The organism is Acidovorax sp. SUPP2825 (assembly GCF_030158995.1).
In the GTDB taxonomy this organism is placed as follows: Bacteria; Pseudomonadota; Gammaproteobacteria; order Burkholderiales; family Burkholderiaceae_C; genus Paracidovorax.
The window spans coordinates 1-26,666 of the sequence record NZ_BQXK01000012.1; the positions used below are offsets into that span (position 1 = coordinate 1).

The window sequence follows — 26,666 nt, forward strand, 5'->3', positions numbered from 1 at the left end:
CCCGCCGCCGCGTTCGCTTCGCCGTCATTCCCAAGCCCAGGCTGTGCTGCTTCATGTGACGTATCGTCTCAGGGCTTCATCTCCATGCCAAGCATGTCGTGGGGCGATTTATGCAGACCTTCCCTAACCGTCTGGTCTGAAGCAAACAACTGGGCTCTTGTTTATCACCACGAGGAATTTATGCAGTTCGGCAAGCGTCAATGCGGCTGAAGGCATCACTAGCTCGACGGTCGGCTGCTGGGCGAATTCTGTCTGGGAAGCTGCGCGCGCAGCTAGCCTCTACCTAGTAGTTCTTTTCGCATCGGTTGCCCCTCCATGCCAAAGGCCTGGACCGGCGGAACCTCAGCCATGAACCCATTGCGGAGATAGAACGCTCTTGCCGTGCGGGTGCTGTCGAGGTGCAGCGCATCGACACCCGCGAGTGCCGCGTGCTCTTCGAGGGCCGTAAGCAACGCTTTACCCACCCCTTTGAAAATCATGGAAGGCGCAACATAGCAAAGCGTCACCTCGCCCGTGTCCAATGCAGACCCGAAGCCGACTATTTCCTCGTCCATGCTGGCGACAACCGAATACGCCGTGGGATCGAGGATGCATCGGAGTACGAACTCGGGAGTTTTGTTGTGAAGCCATCCTTCAAGCAGCTTTGCATCGTTGCGGTGATCTTCAGCACAGCATCGCAGGATGGAGCTCCGAATGACGTTGCAAGCGGCAATTGCATCGCTTTCCTTCGCGGTTCGGACTTGGATTTTCATGAACTCATCAGATGTCGGCACCTGGCCTAATTCTGCCGCAGAAGCTCAGAGCTTACGAGCCGACAAGAACCAAGAGCTGAGTTCAAGCAATGAACATTTCAAACGGATTTTGGTCTCTGAAGCCGAGGTCAGTGTATTGACCCGTTAACGCATCTGGGCCCCAACAAGCGCCAAAAGACGCTGTCTGAAAGTCGTAAGACACTGACTGAGGATCGTCCCTGACGACCATCCAGACTTGGCGGATTCCACCAGTAATGAATCGCCCCGGCATTTCCTAGACACTTTTGATCCGTTGGGAATGTTGCTGTTCGAACTCTACAGGTGATAGTCCCGCCGCCGATGAATGTCGGCGCTTTGAGTTGTAGAACATTTCAATGTGGTTGAAGACATCAGTTCGCGCATCGTCACGGGTGTCGTAGACCCGCCTGCGGATGCGCTCGCGCTTGAGCAGTTGGAAGGTGTCTGGTTCAGCCGGGGCGATTCAGTTGTTCATCGCACAGAGCTACGCCGCCGCCGACAACATGGATCGGCTCTACGAGAGGGAGCCGGAGTTGATAGAAGCCGCCGCCGACTACAGCCCTGAATTGGCTGGCGCCTACTTGCTGGGCAGGGATGCAGCTTTGCAATCGGGCAACGACACAGCCGCTATCGCCAAAGCCATCCTGAAGGACGAGGTGCTGCAACAGGAGCTGATCGACCAGATCGTCCGCGCGAAAGCGGCATCGCACAGCAGTGAACACGAGCAGAGGTATACCCAGTACCTGAAAGGTTTCAGCACGAGCTTCCTCGAGCAATTGAGCGAACTCGGCCAGTAATGGTGTGGGATCTTTGCAGGTTCGTGGGAATGATTTCTAGCGCCTTTCCTACTGATCTGCCAATGTCGTTGGCTTGCAAGGCTCGCCGACCGAAAGAGAGCTGAAGGAACTGCGCGCCGAGCGGCAGACGCTGTTGGCCGACATGGATCGGCTCAGAAAGGCGGGCGCGGGACTGGAGGTCGCTCAGTGCACTCACCAGGGTCGGCCGAGGACCTGCGTGCGCGTGGACACCCAGTCTCCCCGATTCGAAGGGGGCTACCTGCTTGTGCCTGCACGGTAGGAAGCGGCAAGATCCCGAACGTCCCTTCCGCTTCTTCTCCGTTTTCTTTTCTTCTTCGTTTTGCGATGAACGCCCCGCGCAAGGCCCTGCCCCGCATCGATCCCGCCCGCTGCACCGGCTGCGGCTGGTGCGTGGCCGTGTGCCCGCCGCATGTCCTGTCGCTGCAGGTGCCGGGCCCGCAGCCGTGGGGGCACAAGCAGTCGGTGCTGCACGATGCGCCGGCCTGCACGGGGTGCGCGCTGTGTGCGGTGCGCTGTCCGTTCGATGCGATCGGCATGGTGCGCACCGGCTGAGGGCTGCCCGCGGGTGCTGTAGGACAAATCGCGTCAGGCGTCGGGGCGCTGGGCCCACCCGCGATCGGTTCCATGCATGTTGTGATCGCGTCTTGTTTGTTTTGTTGTTCACCGCACAAGGAGCACCGCATGTCCGAAAAATCCGCATCCGTCCATTGGGAAGGCGCTGGCAAGACCGGCCAGGGCCAGATCAGCACCGAGACCGGCGCACTCAAGCAGCACCCCTATGGCTTCGGCAGCCGCTTCGGCGACGACCGCACGGGCACCAATCCGGAAGAGATCGTGGGCGCGGCGCACGCGGCCTGCTTCACGATGGCCTTCGCGTTTGCCTGCGAGAAGGCCGGCATCTCGACCGAGACCCTCGACACCACCGCCAAGGTGCGGCTGGCCAAGGAGGGCGAGGGCTTCAAGATCGACCGCATCGCCCTCACGCTGACGGCCAAGGTGCCGGGCGTGGACGAGGCGCAGTTCCAGAAGATCGCCGCCGAGGCCAAGGCGAACTGCCCGCTGTCCAAGGCCCTGGCGAGCGTGCCCGAGATCACGCTGACCGCCACGCTCCAGGCCTGACGGCAGGTGCTGTGCCGCCCGCGCGGCCGGCGCCGCGCGTTGGAGCCGAAATGGCCTTCAGCACAAGCGATACTAGGGCATATTGCTATCAATTAAATAGCATTTGGGCAGCGGTTGTGGGGCGTGCATCGCGTCCTGTACACTTGCCGCCCATGTCGTGCCGTTCTTCCTTTGCCACCGTCGCTCGCGTTGCCCGTCCGGGTCGCGCCGCGGTGCTGCCCGCCACCGCGCGGGCCCGGATGAACGCACGAATGATTACCACCATTACCACCGCGGCGACCTAGCCTTGGTGCAGGGTGGCCGTCCCGGCGGCCACCTGGTGTCATTCCCTCCCCGAACGAACCCAGCCTGGCAGCTGGGTTTTTTGTTGGCCGTTTTGTGGCCCGTTTCTGGAGAGTGTGAGCATGTTCAACGACCCCCACCTGAGTCCCTGGTCCGCCGGCCCTGGCGAGGCCCGCGCGCCCATCCCCATGCAGCGTCCGCTGCGCGTGGGGATGATCGGCATCGGCACGGTGGGCGCCGGCACCTGGCGGGTGCTGCGCCGCAACCAGGCCGCCATTGCGGGGCGCGCGGGCCGGGGCATCGAGATCGTGGCCGTGGCGGCGCGCAACCTGGCGCGGGCCGCGGCCGTGCTGGACGGCGCCGAGGGCGTGGAGCTGACGGACGACCCGATGCGCGTGGCGACCCACCCCGGCGTGGACGTGGTGGTGGAAGCCGCTGGCGGCACCGGCCCGGCGCGCGATTGGGTGCTGGCGGCCATCGCCCACGGCAAGCACGTGGTGACGGCCAACAAGGCGCTGCTGGCGGTGCACGGCAACGAGATCTTCGCGGCGGCGCAGCAGCGCGGCGTGGCAGTGGCCTACGAGGGCGCGGTGGCGGTGAGCATCCCCATCGTCAAAGCGCTGCGCGAGGGCCTCACGGCCAACCGCATCGAGTGGGTGGCCGGCATCATCAACGGCACCACCAATTTCATCCTGACCCAGATGCGCGACGAGGGGCTGGACTTCGCGGCAGCGCTCGGCCAGGCGCAGGCGCTGGGCTATGCCGAGGCCGACCCATCGTTCGACGTGGACGGCGTGGACGCCGCGCACAAGGCCACGCTGCTGGCGGCCAACGCGTTCGGCATGCCGGTGCGCTTCGAGCGGGCGCACGTGGAGGGCATCCGCGGGCTGCAGGCGATCGACGTGGCGTGCGCCCAAGCGCTGGGCTTTCGCATCAAGCTGCTGGGCATGGCGCGCCGGAATCTGGAGGCGGGCGAGGGCGAAGACCAGGGCGTGGAGCTGCGTGTGCACCCCGCCCTGGTGCCTGCACGGCACCTGCTGGCGCAGGTGGACGGGTCGATGAACGCGGTGCTGGTCAAGGGCGACGCCTGTGGCGTGACGATGTACTACGGCGCGGGCGCGGGCTCCGAGCCCACCGCGTCGGCTGTGGTGGCCGATCTGGTGGACGTGGCGCGCCTGGCGGCCGACGGCAGCGCCGCGCACCGCGTGCCGCACCTGGCGTTCCATCCGCATGCGCAGCAGGACCGGGCGGTGAAGTCCATCGGGGATGTGCGCACGCGGCATTACCTGCGCGTGCCAGTGGCGGCGGGGCGGGCGGATGCCATTGGGGTGGTGTCGGAGCACCTGGCGCGCGCTGGGGTGGCGGTGCAATCGCTGAAGGTGCACGCCGTAGTGGCTGCGCAGGGCGATGCAGCCGTGGACCAGGTGCTGGCACTCACGCACGAGGCCGCCGATGCGCAGGTGCAGGCGGTACTGGAGCAACTGCGCGAGGTGCCGGGCCTGTGCGTGCAGGCGCCGGTGCGGCTGCGGGTGGAAATGCTGGAGTGACGACGGGGGCGGGCGAGGGGTCTGCTGCTGCGGCGGCGGCGCGAGTGCGCGGCCCCGCCGTCCGCTCAGCGCTTTTGCTTCTGGTAGGCCTCGTGGGCCGGCTTGCCGCGGTCGGTGTCCTGCAGGCCGCGCTGCACGTCCTTGTAGGCCTGCTGCATCTCTTCGGATGGCTCGCCGCCGGTCATCTCCACCGCCTGATCGCGCTCGTGCGGCAGGCGGGGCTCGGGGCCGTCGGGGTTCTTGCTGTCGGCGTCAGGGGCGGGGTGTGACTGCGTGGTGTCGACGCGGCGCTCCTTGCGCTCGGGCACCGGGGTCTCGGAAAGGGAATCGCGGGGGGTGGACATTGCGGGGCTCCTGTCGTGTGGCTGTGCCGGAAAGGCATGGCCTCGATGCTAGGAAAGCCCTCGGGCGGCGTCTGTAGGCGGGTGCGCACAGCCGGCGACGGCGGGGGCGATTTGAAGCCTTTCAGGCCGCTGGCGCAATCAATACTAGGGCGTATTGCTATTAATTGAATAGCAACCGGGTGGTGCTTCGGCACGCGGCCGCCCGCCGCGGCGGTGGCGGCCCCGCGCGCAATCCACGGCGGGATCGAAGCCCCTCAGGCCGCGTCCGCCGTTTCCAGCACGGGCGCGCAGTCGATGCGCGTGCGGACCGAGTTGGCGAGAAAGCACGCCGCGTGCGCCCGGTGGTGCAGCGCCTCCAGCGCCTCCTGGCTGGGCGCGTGGGCGGGGTCGAAGCGGGTGACGGGGCGCAGCTGCACGTGGGCGACCACGGGGCGGCCCTGGTCGTCCGGCGCCATCGTGCCCACGGCGTCGTCGCGGTAGTGGTCCACGCGCCAGCCGTCGCGGCAGGCCAGGTCCAGGAACCACAGCATGTGGCAGCTCGACAGCGCCGCGACGAAGGCCTCTTCCGGGTCCACCGCAGCTGCGTCGGAGTAAGGCAGGGGCACGACGTGCGGCGAGGACGACGCGGCCACGGTGGCCCCGCCGTCGAACTGCCATTGGTGGGCGCGGTGGTAGCGCCGGTCCAGGAAGGCGTCGCTGCCGCGCTGCCAGGTGATGGAGGCCAGGTGTTCTGCCATGGGGGTCTCGTTTCGGTCGGTTGGAGGGGTGGGGAACAAGGGACGCCCCGGGAGTTTAGGGACCTCCGGCCGTGCCCTGCCGAGAACCCGAACCGTTTCCGGGGCCGGCCCGGGCATGCCACACTACTGTATGTCTCAACAGGAATGGGCCGCGCAGGCCCTGCAGTCTTTCGATGCGGTGGTGGGCGCCACCGAGGGGTTCCGCAGCCGCGCCGGCCAGCGGCGCATGGCCGAGCAGGTGGCGCACACCTTCAGCGTGGCGCAGCTGGGCAAGGTGGAGGAGGGGCCCGACGGCGAGGCGCCGCCGCCCACGCGCTCCATCGCCGTCGTGCAGGCGGGCACGGGGGTCGGCAAGTCGCTGGCCTACAGCGTGCCGGCCATCGCCATGGCGATCTCGCGCGGCACGCGGGTGCTGATCTCCACGGCCACGGTGGCGCTGCAGGAGCAGCTCGTCAACAAGGACCTGCCTGCCCTGGCCGCGCGCATGGAGCAGCCCTTCAAGTTCGCCCTGGCCAAGGGCCGCGGGCGCTATGTGTGCAAGCTCAAGCTGGAGCGGCTCGCCGGCACGGGCGAGGCCCATTCGCCGGAGGAGGAGGACCTTTTCGCCGAGGAAGAGGCCGCCACCCGCGCCGCGCGCCCGCGCCAGGAGACCGAGGCGCGCATGAAGTTCTACGCCACCATGGCCGACGTGCTCGCCAAGGGCGCCTGGGACGGCGACCGCGACAGCCTGGAGGTGCCGCCCGAGTCCGAGGTGTGGAGCCCCGTGGCGGCCGAGGCCAGCTCCTGCACCGGCAAGCACTGCCCGGCCTTCAGCCAGTGCACCTATTACGACCGGCGCAAGGCGCTGGTGGCCGCGCAGGTCATCGTGGCCAACCACGACCTGCTGCTGTCCTCGCTGGGCGCGCGGCTGCTGCCCGAGCTGGACAACTGCCTGCTGGTGCTGGACGAGGCGCACCACCTGCCCGCGACCGCGCTCGACCAGTTCGCGTGCGAGGCCGACCTGTCCCGCCTGACCTGGATCGACCGCCTGGCCAGCCGCGCGCTGCGCATCGGCGCGCTGGTCGAGGTGGAGGAGATCGCCGACATCCCCAACCATTCCGCGCGCCTGCGCGCCGCGCTGCAGGACGTGGCCCGGCTGGTGATGGACGTGTACGGCGAGCAGCTGCGCGCCCCCAGGCCGGCCTGGGGCGGCCGCGCCCGCCCGCAGGCGCCCGGCATGCCCACCCGGGCCCGCGTGGCCGGCGGCGTGCTGCCCGAGGCGCTGGTGGAGCCGCTGGGCCAGATGGCGCACCACGCCGAGGGCTTTCTGAACGCACTGCGCGCCATCGCCAAGGCCCTGCGCGCCGAGATCCGCGACAAGCCCGACGAGGCGCGGCGCCTGTCCACGCTCTATGCCCAGGTCGGCGCGCTTGCGCCCCGGCTGGAGGGCGTGCACGCCACCGCGCAACTGCTGCTGCAGGACGCGCCCGAGGGCGCGGTGCCCGCCGCCAAATGGTTCACGCTGGAGGTGGAGGGCGACTTCATCGTCGTGAAGGCGCACGCCAGCCCCATCCTGCCGGGCAACGCGCTGCGCCACCACCTGTGGTCGGCCGTGCGCGGGGCGGTGCTCACCTCGGCCACGCTGACGAGCTGCGGGCAGTTCGACTTCTTCCTGCGCGAGGCGGGGCTGTTCGGCGACGAGACCGTCATCACCCTGGAGGTGCCCAGCCCGTTCGACTACGCGCTGCAGGGCACGCTGATCGCCACCGAGACCGTGGCCGACCCGCGCGAGGCCCAGGCCTTCACCGCCGAGATGGTGGATGCGCTGCTGACCGACCTGGCCATGGTCGAGTCCGGCGCGCTGGTGCTCTTCACCTCGCGCGACCAGATGCGCCAGGCCGTCGATGCGCTGCCCACCGCCATGCGCGCCAGCGTGCTGGTGCAGACCGCGCTGCCCCGCACCCAGCTGCTGGCGCGCCACCGCGAGCGCGTGGCGAACGGCGAGCCGTCCATCATCTTCGGCATGCAGTCGTTCGGCGAGGGGCTGGACCTGCCGGGCGCGCTGTGCGAATCGCTGTTCATCACCAAGCTGCCGTTCGCGCCGCCCGACGACCCGGTGGGCGAGTCGCGCGCCGAATGGCTGCGGGCCGCGGGGCGCGACCCGTTCAGCGAACTGGTGGTGCCGGCCACGGCCATCCGCCTGGCGCAGTGGGTGGGCCGCGCGATCCGAACGGAGGAAGACCGCGCTCACGTGTACTGCTACGACAAGCGGCTGGTGCGCACGTCGTATGGACAGCGGCTGTTGAAGGGGTTGCCGCCGTTTGCGCTGGAGCGGCGCCCGGCGGCCTGAGCCTGACCCGCAGGCGCGGGCCGGCCGGCCCCGGCGGCCCGCGCGGAGATGTCGGACATGCCCCACAGGGCCCCGGGCCGCGAGCCGACCGTGGGCGCAGCAGGGCCCCCCTACATTGGGACCTCCCTCCCGCGCCGCGCGCCCTCTTCGCGCGGCGTTCGGCCTCCTTCCCTGCTTGCCGGAGACACCCATGAGCAACGACGACACCACCTCCCCCCACGCCACGCTGTGGCGGCTGATCAAGGACATCCGCTTCGGCATGCTCACGCACCGCGCCGCCAGCGGCATGCTGCATGCCCACCCGCTGACCACGCAGAACAAGGACATCGACGAGCAGTCGCAGCTGTTCTTCTTCATCCCGCGCGACGGAGAGCTGTTCGAGCGCCTGCGCTCGGACAGCCAGGTCAACGTGACCTACTCCAACCCCGAGAAGGACAGCTATGTTTCGCTGTCCGGCGCGGCCGGCTTCATCGAAGACATCGCCAAGAAAGAGGCGCTGTGGTCGCCCATGGCGAAGGCCTGGTTTCCGGACGGCGTGAACGACCCCAACCTGGTGCTGCTGGCCATCCACATCAGCCACGCCGAGTACTGGGACGTCAAGGAAAGCAAGATGACCCAGCTGTTCAAGATGGCCAAGGCGGCCGTCACGGGCAACCCGCCCAAGGACATGGGCGAGCACAAGGAACTGTCGCTGTCCTGAGGGCGGCTTTTTCGCCCCCCATCGATCCCATCGTTTCATTCCCCCGTTCGCAAGGAGACACACCATGGCCAACGACAAGCAGGAGCCCGGCAAGGGCAAAGTGGAAAACGACCACAACCGCCAAGGCAACCAGGAGCCCACCCAAAAGAACGAAGCCCAGCGCACGCCGGAAAGCCGGAACGACCGTGATGCCCACATCGGCAGCGGCAACCAGGTGCAGTCGCGCCAGGGCGCGGCAGGCAGCGGGGGCGGGCGCGGCGCCGGCTGAAGCCGCTGCACCCTGGCAACGACAGGGGCCTTCGGGCCCCTTTATTTCGCGCAGATGCCCTTGAAAGATTCCATGGAACATCCATTTACCATCCAATGGGATGGAAAAACGAGGTTTTTATGGCAACGACGGCACTTGAGCGCATCAACAAGGTTCCCGATTCGGAGAAGGTGACGATCAATCTGGGGTACGTGGACCTGGGCCACATCGACCTGCTGGTGTCCGAGGGGTTCTATTCGAACCGCACGGACTTCATCCGCACCGCGATCCGCAACCAGCTGGTCGCCCAGGCCGATGCGGTGCGGCAGGTGGTGGCCCGCAAGACGCTGGTGCTGGGGCTGCAGCGGTTCGGACGGGCCGAACTGGAGGCCGTCCAGGCCGCAGGGCAGACGCTGGAGATCCGCGTGCTGGGCCTGTGCACCATCGACGACGACGTGCCCCCTGCATTGGCCCAGGCGACCATCGCCTCGGTCCATGTGCTGGGGGCGCTGCACGCCAGCGCGGCGGTCAAGGCCGCGCTGGTCGGCCGCATCGGCTGACACCCACCGGCACGCGCCGGTGGACACGACGACAAGGGACGGACCCGCGCCTTCGGCGCTGGCGACCGGACCACCATGGCAGACCGGCCCGATTCGAAGGCGGCGGCGAGACAAGAGACACGACGAGACGAACGCGGCACGCAGCGCCCTTGGGGGCCCGATGCCGCCCCCGCACGCCAGGGCCCCCGCGGCCCGCTTTTCGAAAGGATTCCCCATGGACTGGAACAAGAAGGTCAAGCAGCTTCTGAACGAAGTCACCCCGCTGATGCGCACCGGCCAACTCGCCGACGCCACCCGCGCCATCCAGCAGGCCCTGGCCGGCCAAGGCACGGCCGCAGCCACCGCGGCGGGGAGCGCTGCCGCCGGCCGTGTGGCGGCCTGGCGCGAGCGCTTCGGCGCGGCACCCAGCAGCCCCGCCGCGGCATGGAAGGCCCCCTTCGGCGCGCCCGACGTGGAAGATGCGGTGGTGGTCGACCGGCCGGCCGCCCCGGCGCCTGACGCGCACCGGCCATCGCCATCGCCATCGCCTCGCAACGCGAGAGCCGAAGCCCCCGGCAGTTTTACGCGGGTGGCCTTCGCCGGCCCGGCCGGCGCGCCGCAGGACCACTACTACCTCAGTGTGCCCCCCGGCGCGGCCGCGGGCACGCCGATGCCGCTGGTGCTCATGCTGCACGGCTGCACGCAGAACCCGCAGGACTTCGCCCTCGGCACCGGCATGAACGAGGCCGCTGCGCCCGCGAACGCGCTCGTGCTGTACCCCGCGCAGGCCCAGGGCGCCAACGCCCACGGCTGCTGGAACTGGTTCCGTCCGCAGGACCAGCAGCGCGGCCACGGCGAGCCCGCCACGCTGGTCGCCATGGTGCGCGATGCGATGGCGCGCCACCCCGTGGATGCCCGCCGCGTGTACGTGGCGGGCCTGTCCGCCGGCGGGGCCATGGCCGCGCTGCTGGCGCGCGAATACCCCGACGTGTTCGCGGCCGTGGGCGTGCATTCGGGCCTGCAGGCCGGCGCCGCGCACAACGTGATGGGCGCGCTGTCGGCCATGAAGAACGGCGCCAAGGGCACGCCCGGCCCGGCATCCCCCGCCCGCGAGGGCGGGGCCGGTGCCCCGCCGCTCATCGTGTTCCACGGCGATGCCGACGAGACGGTGCACGCCCGCAATGGCGAGCAGCTGCTGGCCGCGGCGCTGCGGTCCGCGCCCGGTGCCCGGCCCGAGGCCGAAACCGGCCAGAGCCCCGGCGGCCAGCGCTACACGCGCACCGTGTACCGCGCCGCACCGGGCAGCGGCCCGGGCGCGGTGGTGGCCGAGCACTGGCAATTGAACGGCGCGGGCCATGCCTGGGCCGGGGGCCACGCGCGGGGCAGCTACACCGATCCGCGCGGGGTGGACGCGACGGCGCAGATGCTGCGGTTCTTCCTGGAGCACCCCCGCGCCGCCGGCTGATCGGGCGCAAGGCGCGGTGGTGGCGTCAGTCGATCACCACCTTCGCGTCCGCCACCAGCCGGGCGAAGCGCTCGGTTTCGCTGCGGATCTGCTGGGCCATCTGCTCGCGGGTGTTGCCCACCGGCTCGGCGCCGATGTCGGCCATGCGCTTGCGGAACTCCGGTGACTGGATCACCTTCACCATCTCGGCGTTCAGCCGGTCCAGGATGTCCCGGGGCGTGGCCGCCGGGGCGAGCACGCCGAACCACGTGCCCAGGTCGAAGCCTTTCAGGCCCGCCTCGTCCAGCGTGGGCACCTCGGGCAGGGCCGAGGAGCGCTGGAGGGTGGACACCGCCAGCGCCCGCAGCTTGCCGGCCTTGATGTGCGGCAGCACGGGCGTGATGGTGTCGAACGACATGGTGATCTGGCCGCCCAGCAGGTCGGTGGCCAGCGGGCCGCTGCCCTTGTAGGGAATGTGGCCCAGCGACGTGCCGGTGAGGCCCTGGAACTGCGTGCCGATCAGGTGCTGCGCGGTCCCGTTGCCGTTGGAGCCGAAGGTCAGCTTGCCCGGCTGCGCCCTGGCCTGTGCCACCAGGTCGGCCACGGTCCTGGCCGGGTTGTCGGCGTGGACGACCAGCACGTTGGGCACCAGCGCCACCGTGGTGATGGGGGCCAGGTCCTTCTGGAAGTCGTAGGGCAGTTTCTTGTACACGCTGGTGGCGATGGTGTGGTGCACCGCGCCCATCAGCAGGGTATAGCCGTCGGGCTTGGACCGGGCCACGTAGTCGACGCCGATGGTGGCGCCGGCCCCCGGGCGGCTTTCCACGATGACGGGCTGGCCGAGCGACACCGTCAGCCGGTCGGCCAGCGCCCGCGCCAGCACGTCGGTGGTGCCGCCGGCGGGAAAGGGCACCGTCAGGCTGATGGTCTTGGTGGGCCAGGCGGCCTGGGCGAGGGCGCTGCCGCTGGCCAGCACCGGGAGGGCGGCCGCGAAAGCGTGCAGCAGCACCTGCCGCCGCCGGCGCGCGGGGAAAAGTTTCGGGGCCATGCTGGTCTCCTGGGAGAGCGCTCTGCGGCGCCTGGGGGATGGCCCGCCGCTACGCGGTCGGGCGAAGGAAGGAATGAGAGAGGGAACTCAGGCGGCCAGCCGCTGCGCCTGGCGGGTGCCGGCCAGGTGGTCGCACACCGCCTGCGTGACCTGGGCCGTGGTGGCCTGGCCGCCCAGGTCCCGCGTGTGCAGGGCCGGGTCCGCGGTGACGTGTTCGATGGCCCGCATCAGGCGCCGGGCGGCGTCCGCCTCGCCCAGGTGTTCGAGCAGCATCACGGCCGACCAGAACGTGCCCACCGGGTTCGCCAGGCCCTGGCCCATGATGTCGAAAGCCGACCCGTGGATGGGCTCGAACATCGAGGGATAGCGCCGCTCGGGATCGATGTTGCCGGTCGGTGCGATGCCCAGGCTGCCCGCCAGTGCGGCGGCCAGGTCGCTCAGGATGTCGGCATGCAGGTTGGTGGCGACGATGGTGTCCAGCGTGGCCGGGCGGTTCACCATGCGGGCCGTGGCGGCGTCCACCAGTTCCTTGTCCCAGGCCACGTCGGGAAAGTCGCGAGAGACCTCCAGCGCGATCTCGTCCCACATCACCATCGCGTGGCGCTGGGCGTTGCTCTTGGTGATCACGGTGAGCTGCCGTCGCGGGCGCGACCGGGCGAGCTGGAAGGCGTAGCGCAGGATGCGCTCCACGCCCACGCGCGTCATGATCGACACGTCGGTGGCGGCCTCGATCGGGTGGCCCTGGTGCACCCGGCCACCCACGCCGGAGTATTCGCCCTCCGAGTTCTCGCGCACGATCACCCAGTCCAGCTGCTCGGGCGTGCAGCGCTTGAGCGGGCCGTCGATGCCCGGCAGGATGCGCGTGGGCCGCACGTTGGCGTACTGGTCGAAGCCCTGGCAGATCTTCAGGCGCAGGCCCCACAGGGTGATGTGGTCAGGAATGTGCGGATCGCCCGCCGAGCCGAACAGGATGGCGTCCTTGCCGCGCAGGGCGTCCAGCCCGTCGGCCGGCATCATGGCGCCGTGCGCGCGGTAGTGGTCGCCGCCCCAGTCGAAGTCTTCGAACTCGAAGCGCAGCGTGTCGTCGGTGGCGGCCAGGGCCTGCAGGACCTGGCGGCCGGCGGGAATCACTTCCTTGCCGATCCCGTCTCCGGGAATGGTGGCGATGGCGTAGGTGGTCATGGGTGGTTCGGTCGAAAAGCGTTGGGGACCGCGCCACTCTAGGCACCGCCGGCCTTTCGGCGCGGGGCTATAGTGAAACCATTGTTCACCTGGATTCAACAATCCAGCGGCCCGCCCCACCACTCTTTTTTCCTGCTGCCTGCCCATGCCTGCCGCCCACGCCCTTCCCGCCATCCAGCCGGCCGACCTGGGGTTTTTCTCGGTGCTGGCCAGTTGCGGCAGCTTGAGCGCCGCCGCGCGCGAGCTGGGCATCACCACGCCGGCCGTCAGCAAGCACCTGGCGCTGATGGAGGCGCGCGTGGGCGTGCCGCTGGTCAACCGCACGACGCGCCGCATGGGTCTCACGCCCGAGGGCGAGCTGTACCTGGCGCACGCGCGCCGCATCCTGGGCGAGATCCACGACCTGGAAGAGTTGCTGGGCCTGTCGCGCGCGACGCCGAAGGGCCTGCTGCGGGTGAATGCCACGCTGGGGTTCGGGCGCCGTCACATCGCGCCGCTCATCTCGCGCTTCGCGCGCCTGCACCCGCAGGTACAGGTGCAACTGCAGCTGTCCGTGAACCCGCCCGCGCTCACCGACGATGCGTTCGACGTGTGCATCCGATTCGGCGCGCCGCCCGAGGCGCGCGTGATCGCCAGGCACCTGGCGCACAACCGGCGGTTGCTGTGCGCATCGCCCGACTACCTGGCGCGCCACGGCACGCCGAAGGTGCCCAACGACCTGGTACACCACAACTGCCTGGGCATCCGCCAGGGCGAGGAGGCCTACGGCGTGTGGCGGCTCACGCGCGGCCGCGGGCGCCATGCGGTCACCGAGTCGGTGAAGACGCGCGGCAGCCTCACCACCAACGACGGCGAGATCGCCGTGCGCTGGGCCCTGGAAGGGCACGGCATCCTGATGCGGGCCGAGTGGGACATCGAGCGCCACCTGCGCAGCGGGCAACTGGTGCCGGTGCTGCCCGCCTACAGCACGCCCGATGCCGACATCCACGCCGTGTACCCGCAGCGCCACCAGTCCGCGGCGCGGGTGCGGGCCTTCGTCGATTTCGTGGCGCAGGCGCTGTCGGACCGGGGCCGGGCCCGCGGCGGGGACGGCGACACGGAGTGAGTCTGTGCCGCGCGGCCGTGGCGGCGCCTTCGCGCCGGCCGGTCCGGGCACTTCGCCGAAAATGCGGGCATTCCGCACGCCGACCCCTTTGCCGCCCCGCCATGTCCCTCATCGCCGTCATCGATTTCGAAACCACGGGCATCTCGCCCGGCCAGGGCGCGCGGGCGACCGAAGTGGCCATCGTGCTGCTGGACAACGGCCAGGTGGTGGACCGCTTTCAGAGCCTGATGAACGCCGGCGCGTGGATTCCGCCGTTCATCACGCAGCTGACGGGCATCACCAACGCCATGGTGGCCGCCGCACCCGATGCGGCGCAGGTCATGCGGGAGGCGGCGCGCTTTGTGGGCGACACGCCCATGGTGGCGCACAACGCATCGTTCGACAGCAAGTTCTGGGCGGCCGAGTTGCAGTGTGCGGACCTTCCGGCGCCCCACGCCTTCGCGTGCACCGTGCTGCTGTCGCGTCGCCTGTACCCGGAGGCGCCCAGCCACAAGCTCGGCAGCATCGTCGGCCACCTGGATCTGCCGCTGGCGGAACGCGCCCACCGAGCCCTGGCCGATGCGGAGATGGCCGCGGCGCTGCTGGGCCGCATCCAGCACGACCTGCGCACCCGCTGGGGGGTGGCCGACCCCGCGCATGCCCTGCTCATGGGCCTGCAGCGCTGCGCGCGGCCCGCGTTGGGCAAGTGGTTCGCGCAGCACGGCGCGGCGGTGGCGAAGGCCATCGCGGGCGTTTAGCACCGCTCCGGGCCTCGTTTCGCGGGGATGCCCTGGGCTCAGGGGCCCCGGCTTTGGTCAGTAGCGCGCGCGCCCGAAGCTGTCGAGGATGGCGATCTCCGTGAACAGGCTGCCTTCGCGCCGGTTGTTCAGGAACGACACCTCGTAGCCGCCCAGATCGATGCGCGGCAGGCGCGACAGCGTCTCGGCCAGCGCCCGGCCATCCACGCCCCCACTGCTGCTGCGCGGCACGGCCTTGATCCCCTGGCCGATGGTCTTGGCCACGAGGAAGCCTTCGAACGCCGCCAGCGAGGCGATGCTGGCGCTCTGCTGCGCTGCCTGCATGGCCTGGCGGAATTCGCGCACCACCGGAATCGACTGGTTGGTGAGCGCCGGGAACACCTGTGTCATGCCCACGCCGCGGGCGTTTTCCGCGCCCACGGCATCCACCAGCTTCACGGGGTCGAGGTCGGAGATGCCGACCACCTGCGCATGCCCGCCGGCTGCGCGGTAGGCCTTCACGAAGGCGCTGCCCGCGGCTTGGCCCGCCACCATCACGATCACCTGCGCATCGGCCTTGAGCAGTTTGGCCAGCGCGGGCTGGATGTCCGACGAGGTGCGCTCGTAGGGCTCCTTGGCGACCAGTGCCAGCTTGCGCTGCGACAGGGCCGCCGTGAGCGCCTCCAGGCCCTTTTCGCCATAGGCGTCGTTCTGGTAGAGCGCCGCGAACTTGGTCATGCCGATGGCGTCGCCCATCTGTGCGACCAGCTTGGTCAGCTCCGTGCTGTAGCCGGCGCGCACGTGAAAGACGTAGGGGTTCACCGGCTCGCGGATGACCTGCGAGCCCGAGCGCGTGGGAAACAGCGGCACGCCGCTGTCCTGCGGCAGCTTCGCCTCGATCAGCGCCTGGGTGTTGCTGGTGGCGAAAGAGATCAGCGCGGCGGGCTTCATGGCCAGCAGCTTGCGGGCGCCGGCCAGCGTCTTCTCGGGCTTGAATTCATCGTCTTCCACGACGAGCCGCACCTCCAGGCCGGGAAACGCCTGGCTCTTTTGCGCTTCGGCAAAGTAGGTTTCCACCCCCAGCACCACCTGCTTGCCCACTTCGGCGGCATTGCCTCCGGTCAGCGGCGCCACCATGCCGACGATGACGTGAGGGGCCGCGCGGGCGGCAGAGCCGATCCAGGGAAGGGCCAGCGAGGCGCCCAGGCGGGTGGTGAATACACGGCGTTTCATGGAACGTGCTCCTGTGGAGGGCAGACAGCAGAGAAGGGCGCCAACGCGCCCGGACGAACCGATGCAGAAGAACCGGCACGCCCCTGCAAATGCAAGAACGTGCGAAATGTATGACCTATTGTTAATCAGTTTTTGTGGCGGTTGGACCCCTGTGGACGGGATTTGATCGTCCTGTGCTAGGATTTGCCGCTATGCAACGCAATCTGCTGCTATCCCCGCTATCGCTAGGCCTAGTGCCTGGCCGGGGTCTGCCTGCGTTCGCCGTCACCGTTGCCTAAAAGCGCAACACCGATTTCCCCCTGACCCCGGCCCGCGAACCAGCCTCCACCCATGGTGGAGGGCTGCAGGGGATGTCGTTCACCGTTCACCGTTGATTCGACCCGTGCCCCAGCGCTGCCTTGCAGCGCGGCACACACCGTTCGTGGAGCCTCTCATGATTTCCAAGCCCGCTACCAAGTACCAGCCCATCGCCCCCATCGCGCTGGCCGACCGCACCTGGCCTTCCAAGACCATCACCCGCGCCCCTATCTGGTTGTCCACCGACCTGCGCGACGGCAACCAGGCGCTGTTCGAGCCGATGAACGGCGAGCGCAAGATGAAGCTGTTCCACGAGCTCGTGCGCATCGGCTTCAAGGAAATCGAGGTGGGCTTTCCCGCCGCATCGCAGACCGACTACGACTTCGTGCGCCGCCTCATCGACGAGAACCTCGTGCCCGACGACGTGACCCTGATGGTCATGACGCAGTCGCGCGCCGACCTCATCGAGCGCACCGTCGAGGCCGTGCGCGGCGCGCCGCGCGCCATCGTGCATCTGTACAACGCCACCGCCCCCGTGTGGCGCCGCGTGGTGTTCGGCATGAACGTGACGCAGGTGATGGCGTTCATCGACCAGCACGTCTCGCACCTGAAGCGCCTGACCGATGCCCAGCCCGAAACCCGCTGGACGCTGCAGTATTCGCCCGAAACCTTCAGCGCGACCGAGCTGGAAGTCTCGCTCGAAGCCTGCCAGACCGCCATCGCCGCCTGGGGCGTGGGCCCGGGTCGCGAGATCATCATCAACCTGCCCACCACGGTGGAAAACGCCACCCCCAACGTGTTCGCCGACCAGATCGAGTGGATGCACCGGCGCCTGAGCCCCCGCGAGCACATCGTGCTCTCGGTGCACCCGCACAACGACCGCGGCACCGGCGTGGCGGCGGCCGAGCTGGCCATGATGGCCGGCGCCCAGCGCGTGGAAGGCTGCCTCTTCGGCAATGGCGAGCGCAGCGGCAACCTCGACGTGGTGACGGTGGCGCTCAACCTCTACACGCAGGGCGTGCATCCGGGGCTCGACTTCTCCGACATCAACGCCGTGGCGCGCGTGGCCGAGGAATGCACCGCGCTGCCCGTGCACCCGCGCCACCCGTACGTGGGCGACCTGGTGTTCACCTCGTTCTCGGGCTCGCACCAGGACGCGATCAAGAAGGGCTTCGCCGCCCACGACCCCGAGGGCCTGTGGCAGGTGCCCTACCTGCCCATCGACCCGGCGGACCTCGGCCGCACCTACGACAGCGTGATCCGCGTCAACAGCCAGTCGGGCAAGGGCGGCATCGCCTTCCTGCTGGAGCGCGAGCGCGGCGTGGTCATGCCGCGCCGCATGCAGGTGGAGTTCAGTGCCGTGGTGCAGCGCCAGACCGATGCCAGCGAGACCGAGATGACCGGCGCCACGCTGTGGTCGCTGTTCCAGGCCACCTACCTCGAGACCCCCGCGGGCGTGCCCGGCGCCATCGTCTGCCATGCCCACCGGCTGGCCGACGACGGCCGCGGCATCGAGCTGGACGTGACCATCGACGGCGCGCGCCAGACCCTGCAGGGCCAGGGCAACGGCCCGATCGACGCCACGGTGGACGCCCTGGGCCTGCCGCTGCGCGTGCACGGCTACGAGGAGCGCGCGACCGGCTCCGGCGCCGATGCGCAGGCCCTGGCCATCGTGGAGGCGGCCCTCGACGGCGTGCCCGGCGCGACCTTCGGCGTGGGCCTGCACCACAACATCGTCACGGCGTCGGTGCATGCGGTGGTGAGCGCGGCCAACCGGCTGGCGCAGCGCCGGCAGGCAGTGCCGGCTGCGGCTGGCGTTCCGAGCGAGGCTTGAGGCTTGGCCGGGAAAGTCAGCCCAGCGGTGTCCGTCGCCATGTGCCCATCACCTACCAAGCCCAACCCCCCGCGCATCGCGCTGATCCATGCCCTGCCGCATTCCGTCGAACCCATCAACGCCGCCTTCGCGCAGCAGTGGCCCGAGGCGCTGCGCATGAACCTGCTGGACGACAGCCTCTCGGCCGACCTGGCGCGCTCGGGTGCGGGGCTGGATGCGGCCATGCACGACCGGTTCCTGCGGCTGGCGGACTACGCCGTGGGCACGGGCGCACACGCGCTGCTGTTCACCTGCTCGGCCTTCGGGCCGTGCATCGAGGCGGTGGCGCGCCGGCATGCGGGGCTGCCGGTGCTCAAGCCCAACGAGGCCATGGTGGACGACATCGCGCAGGCCCCCGGCGAAGGGGCTGTGGGCCTGATCGCCACCTTCGCGCCCACGCTGGCCTCCATGCCGCCGGAGTTTCCCGCGCACGTGGCGCTGCGCACGGCCCTGGCCGACGGCGCCCTCGACGCGCTGAACCGGGGCGATGCAGCGCTGCACGACCGGCTCATCGCCGAGCAGGCGCGCGCGCTGCAGGCGCAGGGCTGCCGCCGCATCGCGCTCGCGCAATTCAGCATGGCGCGCGCCCGGGGCGCGTGCGAGGCGGCCACGGGGCTGCCGGTGTTCACCACCGTGCACAGCGCCGTCGCACGGCTGCGCCAGCGGCTGGGCTGAAAAGAAAAAAGGTGGACAGGCCGTGCGGCTCGGGCGCGCTCAGTGCCCCGCCGGCGCGCCGCCCGCCTGCCGGCCCACCGGCCGCAGGCCCCAGCTGGCAGCCAGCCACACCGCGCACAGCAACGCCGTCACGGCAAAGAGCTGCGGCGTGCCGGCCCACTTGGCCAGCGCGCCGCCCAGGGCCCCCCCGGCGAACAGGCCCAGCGACTGCAGCGTGTTGTAGGTGCCCAGGGCCGCGCCGCGCAGGTGCGGCGGCGCCATGCGCGAGACCAGGCTGGGCTGGCTGGCCTCCAGCGCGTTGAAGCCGCAAAAGAACACGAACAGCAGCAGCCCCAGCGCCCACAGCGCGGGCACGGCGCCGGCCGCGGCCACGCCGCCCAGGCCCAGCTGCACCAGCAGCACCAGCCCGATGGCGGCCAGCAGCGACTCGCGCAGGCGGCCGCGCCGCTCCAGCGCGAACAGCCCGCCCATCATGGCGAACGACAGCACCACGGCGGGCAGGTACACCTGCCAATGCGCGGCCTTGGGCAGCCCCGCCTGCACCAGCAGCGCGGGCACGGCCACCCACATGGCCATCTGCACCGTGTGCAGCACGAACACGCCCAGGTTCAGCCGCAGCAGGTCGGCATGGCGCCACACCTCGGCCAGGCGCCCGCGCGGGGCGTCGGCATGGCGCGCGGGCTCGGGCGGCACCACCCACAGCACCACGGCGATGCCGCCCAGCGCCAGTACGCAGGTCAGCCCGAACAGGCCCGCCAGGCCGATGTGCGCGGCCAGCACGGGGGCCGCGACGAGCGCCACGGCGAACATCAGCCCGATGCTGCCGCCCACCAGCGCCATGGCCTTGGTGCGCACGGCATCGCGCGTCTGGTCGGCCAGCAGCGCCGTCACGGCGGCCGACACCGCGCCCGCGCCCTGCAGCGCCCGGCCGGCCAGCAGCCCAGTGAGCGAGTCGGCCAGCGCCGCCAGCAGGCTGCCGGCGGCGAACACGGCCAGGCCCAGCACGATCACGCGCTTGCGCCCGAAGCGGTCGGACGCCATGCCCAGCGGCAGCTGCAGCACCGCCTGTGTGAGGCCGTAGATGCCCATGGCCAGGCCGACGAGCGCGGGATCGTCGCCGCCCGGATATTTGCGCGCTTCGAGCGCGAACACGGGCAGCACGAGGAACAGCCCCAGCATGCGCAGCGCGAAGATCAGCGCCAGCGCGAGGCTGGAGCGGCGCTCCAGCGGCGTCATGGCGGTGGCGTTGGACGGGGGCGAGGCGGTGGCGCCTGGACCTGGAAGGTGGGTGGAGGAATCCGGCACGGTGGGTGCGCTGAGGGCCTGAAGCCAAAGCCGCGATTCTCGCCCATCGCCCGCAGGCCGGAACCGGCGCCACCGCGCAGGCATTGACGGCCTGGCGAACCCGTTTTCGCCGTTGCAGGCCAAAAAGGCCTTCATGCCGGCGGATTCATTGTCCTGTTTGCTATCAAATCAGGAGCGAATGGTTTTCCGGACCACCGCCGGACCGCCCCCCGCCCGGCAGCAGGGGCCGGGTGGCCCTGCGGACGGCCCGCGCCGGGGGCGTGGCCTATCATGGTGGGTTTCCCTGCCCAGAGCCGCGCCCACCGTGAACCACTCCCCCTTCTCCCGGCCCGCCGACGATGGCGACGCCCCTGCGGCGCCGGCCGCCGGCCGCTACCTGGGCGCCGCCCTGCAGCAGGCGCGCATCAGCATCCGCGGGGCGCGCACGCACAACCTCAAGAACATCGACCTGGACATCCCGCGCAACCAGCTGGTGGTGATCACCGGGCTGTCGGGCTCGGGCAAGTCCAGCCTGGCGTTCGACACGCTCTATGCCGAGGGCCAGCGCCGCTACGTGGAGAGCCTGTCGGCCTATGCGCGGCAGTTCCTGGGCCGGCTGGACAAGCCCGACGTGGACCTGATCGAGGGCCTGTCGCCGGCCATCTCGATCGAGCAGAAGGCCACCAGCCACAACCCGCGCTCCACCGTGGGCACGGTGACCGAGATCCACGACTACCTGCGCCTGCTGTACGCGCGCGCCGGCACGCCGTACTGCCCCTACCACGGCCTGCCGCTGGCCGCCCAGACGGTGAGCCAGATGGTGGACGCCGTGCTGGCCCTGCCCGAGGACACCCGCCTCATGGTGCTGGCCCCGGTCGCGCGCGACAAGAAGGGCGAGTTCACCGAACTCTTCGCGCAGATGCAGGCGCTGGGCTACGTGCGCTTTCGGGTGGACGGCACCATCTACGAATACGAAAGCCTGCCGCAGCTCAAGAAGACCGAAAAGCACGACGTGGACGTGGTGATCGACCGCCTGAAAGTGCGTGCCGAGATGCAGCAGCGCCTGGCCGAAAGCTTCGAGGCGGCCCTGCGCGTGGGCGGCGTGGAGGGCAACGGACGCGTGCTGGCGCTGGAGATGGATGGCGGCCAGGAGCACCTGTTTTCCAGCAAGTTCGCCTGCCCCGTGTGCAGCTATTCGCTGGCCGAGTTGGAGCCACGCCTGTTCTCGTTCAACTCGCCCATGGGCGCCTGCCCGGCCTGCGACGGCATCGGGCAGCAGGAGGTGTTCGATCCCGCGCGCGTGGTGGCCTTTCCGTCCTTGAGCCTGGCCAGCGGCGCCATCAAGGGCTGGGACCGGCGCAACGGCTACTACTTCGCCATGCTGGAGAGCCTCGCCAGGCACTACCGCTTCGATGTGGAGGCACCCTACGAATCGCTGACCCCGCCGGTGCAGCAGGCCGTGCTGTACGGATCGGGCGAGGAGGAGATCGCTTTCAACTACGTGCTGGACAGCGGCGCCAACAAGGGCAAGGCCATCGTCAAGAAGCACCCCTTCGAAGGCATCCTGCCCAACATGGCGCGGCGCTACCGCGAGACCGATTCGGTCGTCGTGCGCGAAGAACTCGCGCGCTACCGCAGCACCCAGCCCTGCCCCGAATGCCACGGTGCGCGGCTGCGGCTGGAGGCGCGCCACGTGAAGGTGGGCGAGGGCGAACAGGCCCGTGCCATCTACGAGGTGAGCCACGCCACGCTGGCCGACGCGCACACCTGGTTCTCGCAGCTCAAGCTCACCGGCGCCAAGGCCGAGATCGCCGACAAGGTGGTGCGCGAGATCGGCACGCGCCTCACGTTCCTCAACGACGTGGGTCTGAACTATCTGAGCCTGGACCGCAGCGCCGAGACGCTCTCGGGCGGCGAGGCCCAGCGCATCCGCCTGGCCAGCCAGATCGGCTCGGGCCTGACCGGCGTGATGTACGTGCTCGACGAGCCCAGCATCGGCCTGCACCAGCGCGACAACGACCGCCTGATCGCCACCTTGCAGCACCTGCGCGACATCGGCAACAGCGTGATCGTGGTCGAGCACGACGAGGACATGATGCGCGCCGCCGACCACGTGATCGACATGGGCCCCGGCGCCGGCGTGCATGGCGGCCGCGTGATGGCGCAGGGCACCTACGACGCGGTGCGCGGCCATCCCGATTCGCTCACGGGCCAGTACCTGTCGGGCACGCTGTTCATCCCCGTTCCCCCGCGCCGCACGCCGTGGCTGCCCGTGATGGAGGGCACCCCCGCGGCCCCCGAAGCGGCGAAGAAGGGCAAATCGCGCTTCCCTGAAACCGAGGCCAGCAAGCGCCGAGCGGAGCAGCGCGCCGAGCGCCAGGCCGAGCACCGCGCCACCCAGGGCCGGCTGCAGGCCCTGCGCGTGGTCGGCGCCACAGGCCACAGCCTGAAGAACGTGAGCGTGGAGTTCCCCGTGGGCCTACTCACCTGCGTGACCGGCGTCTCCGGCTCCGGCAAGAGCACGCTCGTCAACGACACGCTGTATGCCGCCGTGGCGCGCCAGCTCTACCGCGCGCACGACGAGCCCGCGCCGCACGAGGCCATCGAGGGCATGGAGTATTTCGACAAGGTCATCAACGTCGACCAAAGCCCCATCGGCCGCACGCCGCGCGGCAACCCCGCCACCTACACCGGCCTGTTCACGCCCATCCGCGAACTGATGGCCGAGGTGAACACCGCCAAGGAACGCGGCTACGGGCCCGGGCGCTTTTCCTTCAACGTGGCCGGCGGCCGCTGCGAGGCCTGCCAGGGCGACGGCGTGGTGAAGGTGGAGATGCACTTTCTGCCCGACGTGTACGTGCCCTGCGACATCTGCCACGGCCAGCGCTACAACCGCGAGACGCTCGAAGTCCTGTGGAAGGGCAAGAACATCGCGCAGATCCTCGACCTCACGGTCGAAGACGCCTTCGCGTTCTTCAAGGACGTGCCCACCATCGCGCGCAAGCTGCAGACGCTGCTGGACGTGGGCCTGTCGTACATCCGCCTGGGCCAGGCCGCCACCACGCTCTCGGGCGGCGAGGCCCAGCGCGTGAAGCTCGCGCAGGAATTGAGCAAGCGCGACACCGGCCGCACGCTCTACATCCTCGACGAGCCCACCACCGGCCTGCACTTCGCCGACATCGACCTGCTGCTCAAGGTGCTGCACCAGTTGCGCGACGCGGGCAACACCATCGTCGTGATCGAGCACAACCTGGACGTCATCAAGACGGCCGACTGGGTGATCGACATGGGCCCCGAGGGCGGCGCCGGCGGCGGCACCGTGGTGGGCGAGGGCACGCCCGAAGACCTGGCCGCCAACCCGGCCAGCCACACCGGGCGGTACCTGGCGCGCTACCTGCCGTCCACAGCGCAGGGCTGATCGATAGTTACGTTACTTTCGGTGGCAAATCAGTTGCCCCGAACCGCGCCGTGCGCCGGTTTTTACCCCCAGAATCCGCGGTTCTAAAAACAACCGAAGACGGAACGGGGAGGTCCCATGAACAAGGGCATGGTCCAAGTGGACCAGGAGCGCCTGCGTGCGCAACTGGAGAAAAAACTGCCGCCCAAGGTGCGGCTCTTTCAACTGGATGACATTCCGGGCGTGATGCGATCGCGCATGGGATGGCCGGTGGCGGCGGCTTTGATGGAGCGGTGGTTTCGGGGGGCAGGGTATGAGATGCCTGAGTACATGAAGCAAGGGCGTGCCCCTTACAAGGCGACGACGCTTGGCAGCATGCAATTGGAAGAAGGTGTCGTGACCATGGGGTGGGCGCTGGGCTTTGCTCGCGTGCGTGCTGCGTTGGCCAAGCTGCAAGTGAGTTGGGCCACTCCCGCTGGCATTCGTCAGTTGCAAAAACGTGCGGACGATTGGATTGGGATTCGAAGCCCGCAAGGTTGGAGGCTGGGCAATCTTGCTCAAGCCGCAAAAATGCTGGATGAGACTTGCCAAGTGAATTTCCTCACCTTTGGCCGGATGAGCGATCCTCTGGATGATTTATACGGAGCCATGGGCGAGGCGACCCTCAAGGTGGCCGTTTCAGGATGGGTCACCCGACAAGGGACGGGTAGAACCGCAGTCGCAATCGACGAACTGGGCTTTTATTTGCGCGACTCTTACGACTTCAGCGACGGAGACCGGGCTTTCCTATCCCAGCCATTGGGCTTCTGGGGATACGACGGTGTCAGCCGCGTGAATCCGCCAGGCGGGCAGGTTTTAATTTCTGAGCAATGGTCACATGAGAGCGAGGGCAAAGCGCGTGGTCACACTTACCTTGTGCAGAACGAGGACTTTCGCAAATGGCGCGCAAAGCATGGGCGTGGTGGCGACTTCATCGTCCTATCCGACGTGCACCGTGTGCGTCTTCCTTTTCCGATGAAGCTGGAATGGTGATAAAACTGTCAGATCTTCGTAAAGTGCCTTGTATCGTTTGGTGCCTTGCACTGAATGCAACTATTTTTTTGGTCTGGTACGCGGCGACCCCCACTTTCTTCGACAGTGAGAGCAGTCCTCACCGCGTTTATCGCCTTGAGTTCTACAAGGCATCGATCATTCAACGTGTCATCCATTACGACTACAAGATGCCTTATGTGGTGCGTCTCTACCGGGTCAATTCCAGGACATTGATCGGTGAAAGCGAAGTGGTCGATCTCTGGATGAATGGCGAGACCAGTTGGCATTTGGATGCACCGGTAGCCACTAACAAAGTTTATGTAGGGCGGGATGTGTTCTTTAACGACATTCCTTCCGAATGCACGGACCCAACGATGCCGCCGGATTGCGCACTCAGCACTGACTCCACACCGCAGTGAGGCATCGTTCCAATCACCACTCCACCCATCACCCCAAAAACCCCAGATTCACCGGATACGCCGCTCCCCCGAAATTCCCCAGCCTCGGCAGCACGCCCGCCATCTCGGTATTCGCCACCCCGAACCACCGCGCCATCGTGGCCGCGTACTGGTCCACGGCGGTGCTGGGCAGCAGGCGGCCCTGGCCCACGTGCCACTGGTCTTCGCTGCCGCTGCCATTGCCCACGCTGATGGGCGGCGGCGTGCCGTAGAAGGCCGCGCCGCGCACGGCGCCGCCGACCACGAAATGGTGGCTGCCCCAGCCGTGGTCGGAGCCGTCGCCGTTCGAGGTGAGCGTGCGCCCGAAGTCCGACGCGGTGAAGGCGGTCACCTTGTCGGCCACGCCCAGCTCCACGGTGGCGTTGTAGAACGCGGTCATGGCGCTGCTCACGCGGTCCATCAGCACGGCCTGGCCCGAGACCAGGTTGTCGTGCAGGTCAAACCCGCCCATCGACACGAAGAACACCTGCCGCCGCGTGCCCAGCGCGCCGCGCGCCGCGATCAGCCGCGCCACCACCTTGAGCTGGTCGGCCAGGGGGTTGCCCGTCGGGAACGCGGTGGACACGCCCGCGCCCGCCAGCGCGGCGGAGATCTGCCCTTCCGAGCCGATGGAGCGCTGCGTCACGCGCGCGTATTCGGCCTCCATCGCGTGGGCGCTGGCGGCCTGCACCAGCTCGCTCAGCACGCCGCGCACGGCGCTCGATCCATAGACGTTGTTCTTGACCCCGTTGATGGGCACGGCGCCGCTGGTGCTGATCTGGTACTGCAGCGCCTGGTCGCCCGAGAGGAACACCGCGTTGCCGCTGGCCGAGATGCAGGTGAACAGCGAGTTGGTGTTGGCCGACAGGGCGAGGTCGCCCAGGTTGCCGCCCCAGCCCACGGTGGAGCCTTCGGCGCCCTGCGATTGCCACACCGACTGCTGGTCGTTGTGCGAAAAGAGCTTCGGGGGCAGCGGGTAGGTGCGGCGGTCGGCACTGGCGTACTGCGCCCGCGTGAGCGGCACCACCAGCGGCCCCACGTTGAGCTGCACCGCCGCGCGCCCGCTGTTGAAGAGGCCGGCCATGCCGGTCATGGCGGGGTGCAGCGCGTACTGCAGGCCGCCCGCGAGGGCGCTGGCCGGCTGCAGCACGGTGCCGCCCAGCGCACTGCGACCGAGCGCGATGCCGCCTGCGGCACCGTCCGCGCCGCCGCCGCGGATGGTGGCGTACTGGGCGTAGCGCGCGCTGTCGTAGGGCACGACGGTGTTGGCGTAGTCGTTGCCACCGTACAGGAAGACGCACACCAGCGCCTTGTAGTCGTTGGCTTCGAACGCCGCGGCCTCGCCTAAAGCGGCGAGGTTGAGGGCGAACGGCAGCGCGGTGCCGGTGGCGGCCAGCTGGGCCGAGCGCCGCAGGAAGGCGCGGCGCGTGTGGCGGGCCGGGTCGATGAAGGGGGTGGACGGGTTCGTGGGCATGGGCGTGTTCCGTGGGCGTGTCCGTGGGGCAGGGGCG

The 26,666-nt window shown here is 69.0% G+C and carries 25 protein-coding genes and 1 pseudogene; 17 read left to right on the forward strand and 9 right to left on the reverse strand.

From position 1 onward, the window contains the following. On the forward strand, window positions 1–210 hold a 210-nt coding region (locus AVAK2825_RS15690), incomplete at its 5' end, for a hypothetical protein (RefSeq protein ID WP_284400512.1). A 62-nt stretch (window positions 211–272) separates the two neighbouring features. Here the strand turns inward: AVAK2825_RS15690 and AVAK2825_RS15695 are convergent. Together AVAK2825_RS15695 and AVAK2825_RS15700 are read right to left on the reverse strand one after the other, a co-directional pair. Next, window positions 273–752, reverse strand: coding sequence for a GNAT family N-acetyltransferase (locus tag AVAK2825_RS15695; protein ID WP_284400514.1), 480 nt, complete (start codon window positions 750–752; stop codon window positions 273–275). A 274-nt stretch (window positions 753–1,026) separates the two neighbouring features. Next, window positions 1,027–1,209 (reverse strand): annotated as a pseudogene (locus AVAK2825_RS15700) (IS3 family transposase); the annotation flags it as partial. Between AVAK2825_RS15700 and AVAK2825_RS15705 the strand changes: the two are divergent. The 4 genes from AVAK2825_RS15705 (at window position 1,196) to AVAK2825_RS15720 (ending at window position 4,536) form a co-directional block, all read left to right on the forward strand. Then, window positions 1,196–1,567: a hypothetical protein gene (locus AVAK2825_RS15705; RefSeq protein WP_284400516.1), complete on the forward strand. Its 372-nt coding sequence runs from the start codon at window positions 1,196–1,198 to the stop codon at window positions 1,565–1,567. The pseudogene AVAK2825_RS15700 and the gene AVAK2825_RS15705 overlap by 14 nt on opposite strands. 345 nt (window positions 1,568–1,912) lie before the next feature. Continuing rightward, window positions 1,913–2,140, forward strand: coding sequence for an ATP-binding protein (locus AVAK2825_RS15710; protein ID WP_284400519.1), 228 nt, complete (start codon window positions 1,913–1,915; stop codon window positions 2,138–2,140). A gap of 129 nt (window positions 2,141–2,269) precedes the next feature. Continuing rightward, window positions 2,270–2,707 carry an OsmC family protein gene (locus tag AVAK2825_RS15715; protein WP_284400522.1) on the forward strand — a complete coding sequence of 146 codons (438 nt, stop codon included), beginning with the start codon at window positions 2,270–2,272 and terminating at the stop codon, window positions 2,705–2,707. Window positions 2,708–3,111: 404 nt separating this feature from the next. After that, the gene (locus tag AVAK2825_RS15720; RefSeq protein ID WP_502870551.1) at window positions 3,112–4,536 is read left to right on the forward strand and encodes a homoserine dehydrogenase; all 1,425 of its coding nucleotides are present in this window, start codon (window positions 3,112–3,114) and stop codon (window positions 4,534–4,536) included. 65 nt (window positions 4,537–4,601) lie between these two features. Here AVAK2825_RS15720 and AVAK2825_RS15725 read toward each other — a convergent pair whose 3' ends face one another. Together AVAK2825_RS15725 and AVAK2825_RS15730 are read right to left on the reverse strand one after the other, a co-directional pair. After that, window positions 4,602–4,880 (reverse strand): hypothetical protein, encoded by a 279-nt coding sequence (locus AVAK2825_RS15725; RefSeq protein ID WP_284400525.1) that lies wholly within the window; start codon window positions 4,878–4,880, stop codon window positions 4,602–4,604. 254 nt (window positions 4,881–5,134) lie between these two features. Continuing rightward, window positions 5,135–5,617 carry an OsmC family protein gene (locus AVAK2825_RS15730; RefSeq protein WP_272566414.1) on the reverse strand — a complete coding sequence of 161 codons (483 nt, stop codon included), beginning with the start codon at window positions 5,615–5,617 and terminating at the stop codon, window positions 5,135–5,137. Between the two features lie 130 nt (window positions 5,618–5,747). Between AVAK2825_RS15730 and dinG the strand changes: the two genes are divergently transcribed. The 5 genes from dinG (at window position 5,748) to AVAK2825_RS15755 (ending at window position 10,897) form a co-directional block, all read left to right on the forward strand. After that, window positions 5,748–7,946 (forward strand): ATP-dependent DNA helicase DinG, encoded by a 2,199-nt coding sequence (dinG, locus tag AVAK2825_RS15735; protein ID WP_284400526.1) that lies wholly within the window; start codon window positions 5,748–5,750, stop codon window positions 7,944–7,946. A gap of 190 nt (window positions 7,947–8,136) precedes the next feature. Continuing rightward, window positions 8,137–8,646, forward strand: coding sequence for a pyridoxamine 5'-phosphate oxidase family protein (locus AVAK2825_RS15740; RefSeq protein WP_284400527.1), 510 nt, complete (start codon window positions 8,137–8,139; stop codon window positions 8,644–8,646). Window positions 8,647–8,710: 64 nt separating this feature from the next. After that, window positions 8,711–8,914, forward strand: coding sequence for a hypothetical protein (locus tag AVAK2825_RS15745; protein WP_284400528.1), 204 nt, complete (start codon window positions 8,711–8,713; stop codon window positions 8,912–8,914). A 119-nt stretch (window positions 8,915–9,033) separates the two neighbouring features. Then, window positions 9,034–9,453, forward strand: coding sequence for a ribbon-helix-helix domain-containing protein (locus tag AVAK2825_RS15750; RefSeq protein WP_272566420.1), 420 nt, complete (start codon window positions 9,034–9,036; stop codon window positions 9,451–9,453). Window positions 9,454–9,667: 214 nt separating this feature from the next. Further along, entirely contained in the window at window positions 9,668–10,897 is a 1,230-nt protein-coding gene (locus AVAK2825_RS15755; RefSeq protein ID WP_284400529.1) for an extracellular catalytic domain type 1 short-chain-length polyhydroxyalkanoate depolymerase, read from the forward strand. Window positions 10,898–10,922: 25 nt separating this feature from the next. Here AVAK2825_RS15755 and AVAK2825_RS15760 read toward each other — a convergent pair whose 3' ends face one another. Both AVAK2825_RS15760 and AVAK2825_RS15765 read right to left on the reverse strand, forming a co-directional pair. Beyond that, on the reverse strand, window positions 10,923–11,924 hold the full coding sequence (locus AVAK2825_RS15760; RefSeq protein ID WP_284400530.1) for a Bug family tripartite tricarboxylate transporter substrate binding protein: 1,002 nt from the start codon (window positions 11,922–11,924) through the stop codon (window positions 10,923–10,925). 87 nt (window positions 11,925–12,011) lie between these two features. Next, complete coding sequence (locus AVAK2825_RS15765; RefSeq protein WP_272550243.1) at window positions 12,012–13,106, reverse strand: tartrate dehydrogenase; 1,095 nt, start codon at window positions 13,104–13,106, stop codon at window positions 12,012–12,014. A gap of 145 nt (window positions 13,107–13,251) precedes the next feature. Between AVAK2825_RS15765 and AVAK2825_RS15770 the strand changes: the two genes are divergently transcribed. Together AVAK2825_RS15770 and AVAK2825_RS15775 are read left to right on the forward strand one after the other, a co-directional pair. Continuing rightward, window positions 13,252–14,211: a LysR family transcriptional regulator gene (locus tag AVAK2825_RS15770; RefSeq protein WP_284400532.1), complete on the forward strand. Its 960-nt coding sequence runs from the start codon at window positions 13,252–13,254 to the stop codon at window positions 14,209–14,211. A gap of 101 nt (window positions 14,212–14,312) precedes the next feature. Next, window positions 14,313–14,948: a 3'-5' exonuclease gene (locus AVAK2825_RS15775; protein WP_284400534.1), complete on the forward strand. Its 636-nt coding sequence runs from the start codon at window positions 14,313–14,315 to the stop codon at window positions 14,946–14,948. 57 nt (window positions 14,949–15,005) lie between these two features. On the opposite strand, the gene AVAK2825_RS15780 is transcribed toward AVAK2825_RS15775, so the two are convergent. Then, the gene (locus tag AVAK2825_RS15780) at window positions 15,006–16,160 is read right to left on the reverse strand and encodes an ABC transporter substrate-binding protein (protein WP_284400536.1); all 1,155 of its coding nucleotides are present in this window, start codon (window positions 16,158–16,160) and stop codon (window positions 15,006–15,008) included. A gap of 433 nt (window positions 16,161–16,593) precedes the next feature. On the opposite strand from AVAK2825_RS15780, the gene leuA reads away from it, so the two are divergent. Next, complete coding sequence (gene leuA, locus AVAK2825_RS15785) at window positions 16,594–18,291, forward strand: 2-isopropylmalate synthase (RefSeq protein WP_284400539.1); 1,698 nt, start codon at window positions 16,594–16,596, stop codon at window positions 18,289–18,291. Window positions 18,292–18,330: 39 nt separating this feature from the next. Next, window positions 18,331–19,005, forward strand: coding sequence for an aspartate/glutamate racemase family protein (locus tag AVAK2825_RS15790; RefSeq protein ID WP_284400541.1), 675 nt, complete (start codon window positions 18,331–18,333; stop codon window positions 19,003–19,005). Window positions 19,006–19,044: 39 nt separating this feature from the next. On the opposite strand, the gene AVAK2825_RS15795 is transcribed toward AVAK2825_RS15790, so the two are convergent. Beyond that, window positions 19,045–20,241 (reverse strand): MFS transporter, encoded by a 1,197-nt coding sequence (locus AVAK2825_RS15795; protein WP_284400829.1) that lies wholly within the window; start codon window positions 20,239–20,241, stop codon window positions 19,045–19,047. A gap of 445 nt (window positions 20,242–20,686) precedes the next feature. Between AVAK2825_RS15795 and uvrA the strand changes: the two genes are divergently transcribed. The 3 genes from uvrA to AVAK2825_RS15810 all read left to right on the forward strand — a co-directional run bounded on the left by uvrA (window position 20,687) and on the right by AVAK2825_RS15810 (window position 25,137). Next, window positions 20,687–23,707, forward strand: a complete 3,021-nt coding sequence (gene uvrA, locus AVAK2825_RS15800; protein ID WP_284400831.1) for an excinuclease ABC subunit UvrA — start codon at window positions 20,687–20,689, stop codon at window positions 23,705–23,707. Between the two features lie 117 nt (window positions 23,708–23,824). Then, complete coding sequence (locus AVAK2825_RS15805; RefSeq protein ID WP_284400543.1) at window positions 23,825–24,718, forward strand: DUF6402 family protein; 894 nt, start codon at window positions 23,825–23,827, stop codon at window positions 24,716–24,718. After that, a complete protein-coding gene (locus AVAK2825_RS15810) occupies window positions 24,718–25,137 on the forward strand; it encodes a hypothetical protein (protein ID WP_284400833.1) in 420 nt (139 codons plus the stop codon). The genes AVAK2825_RS15805 and AVAK2825_RS15810 overlap by 1 nt, the downstream gene beginning before the upstream one ends. A gap of 28 nt (window positions 25,138–25,165) precedes the next feature. Here the strand turns inward: AVAK2825_RS15810 and AVAK2825_RS15815 are convergent, their stop codons facing one another. Continuing rightward, the gene (locus AVAK2825_RS15815) at window positions 25,166–26,629 is read right to left on the reverse strand and encodes a DUF1501 domain-containing protein (protein ID WP_284400545.1); all 1,464 of its coding nucleotides are present in this window, start codon (window positions 26,627–26,629) and stop codon (window positions 25,166–25,168) included. Between the last annotated feature and the right edge of the window lie 37 nt (window positions 26,630–26,666).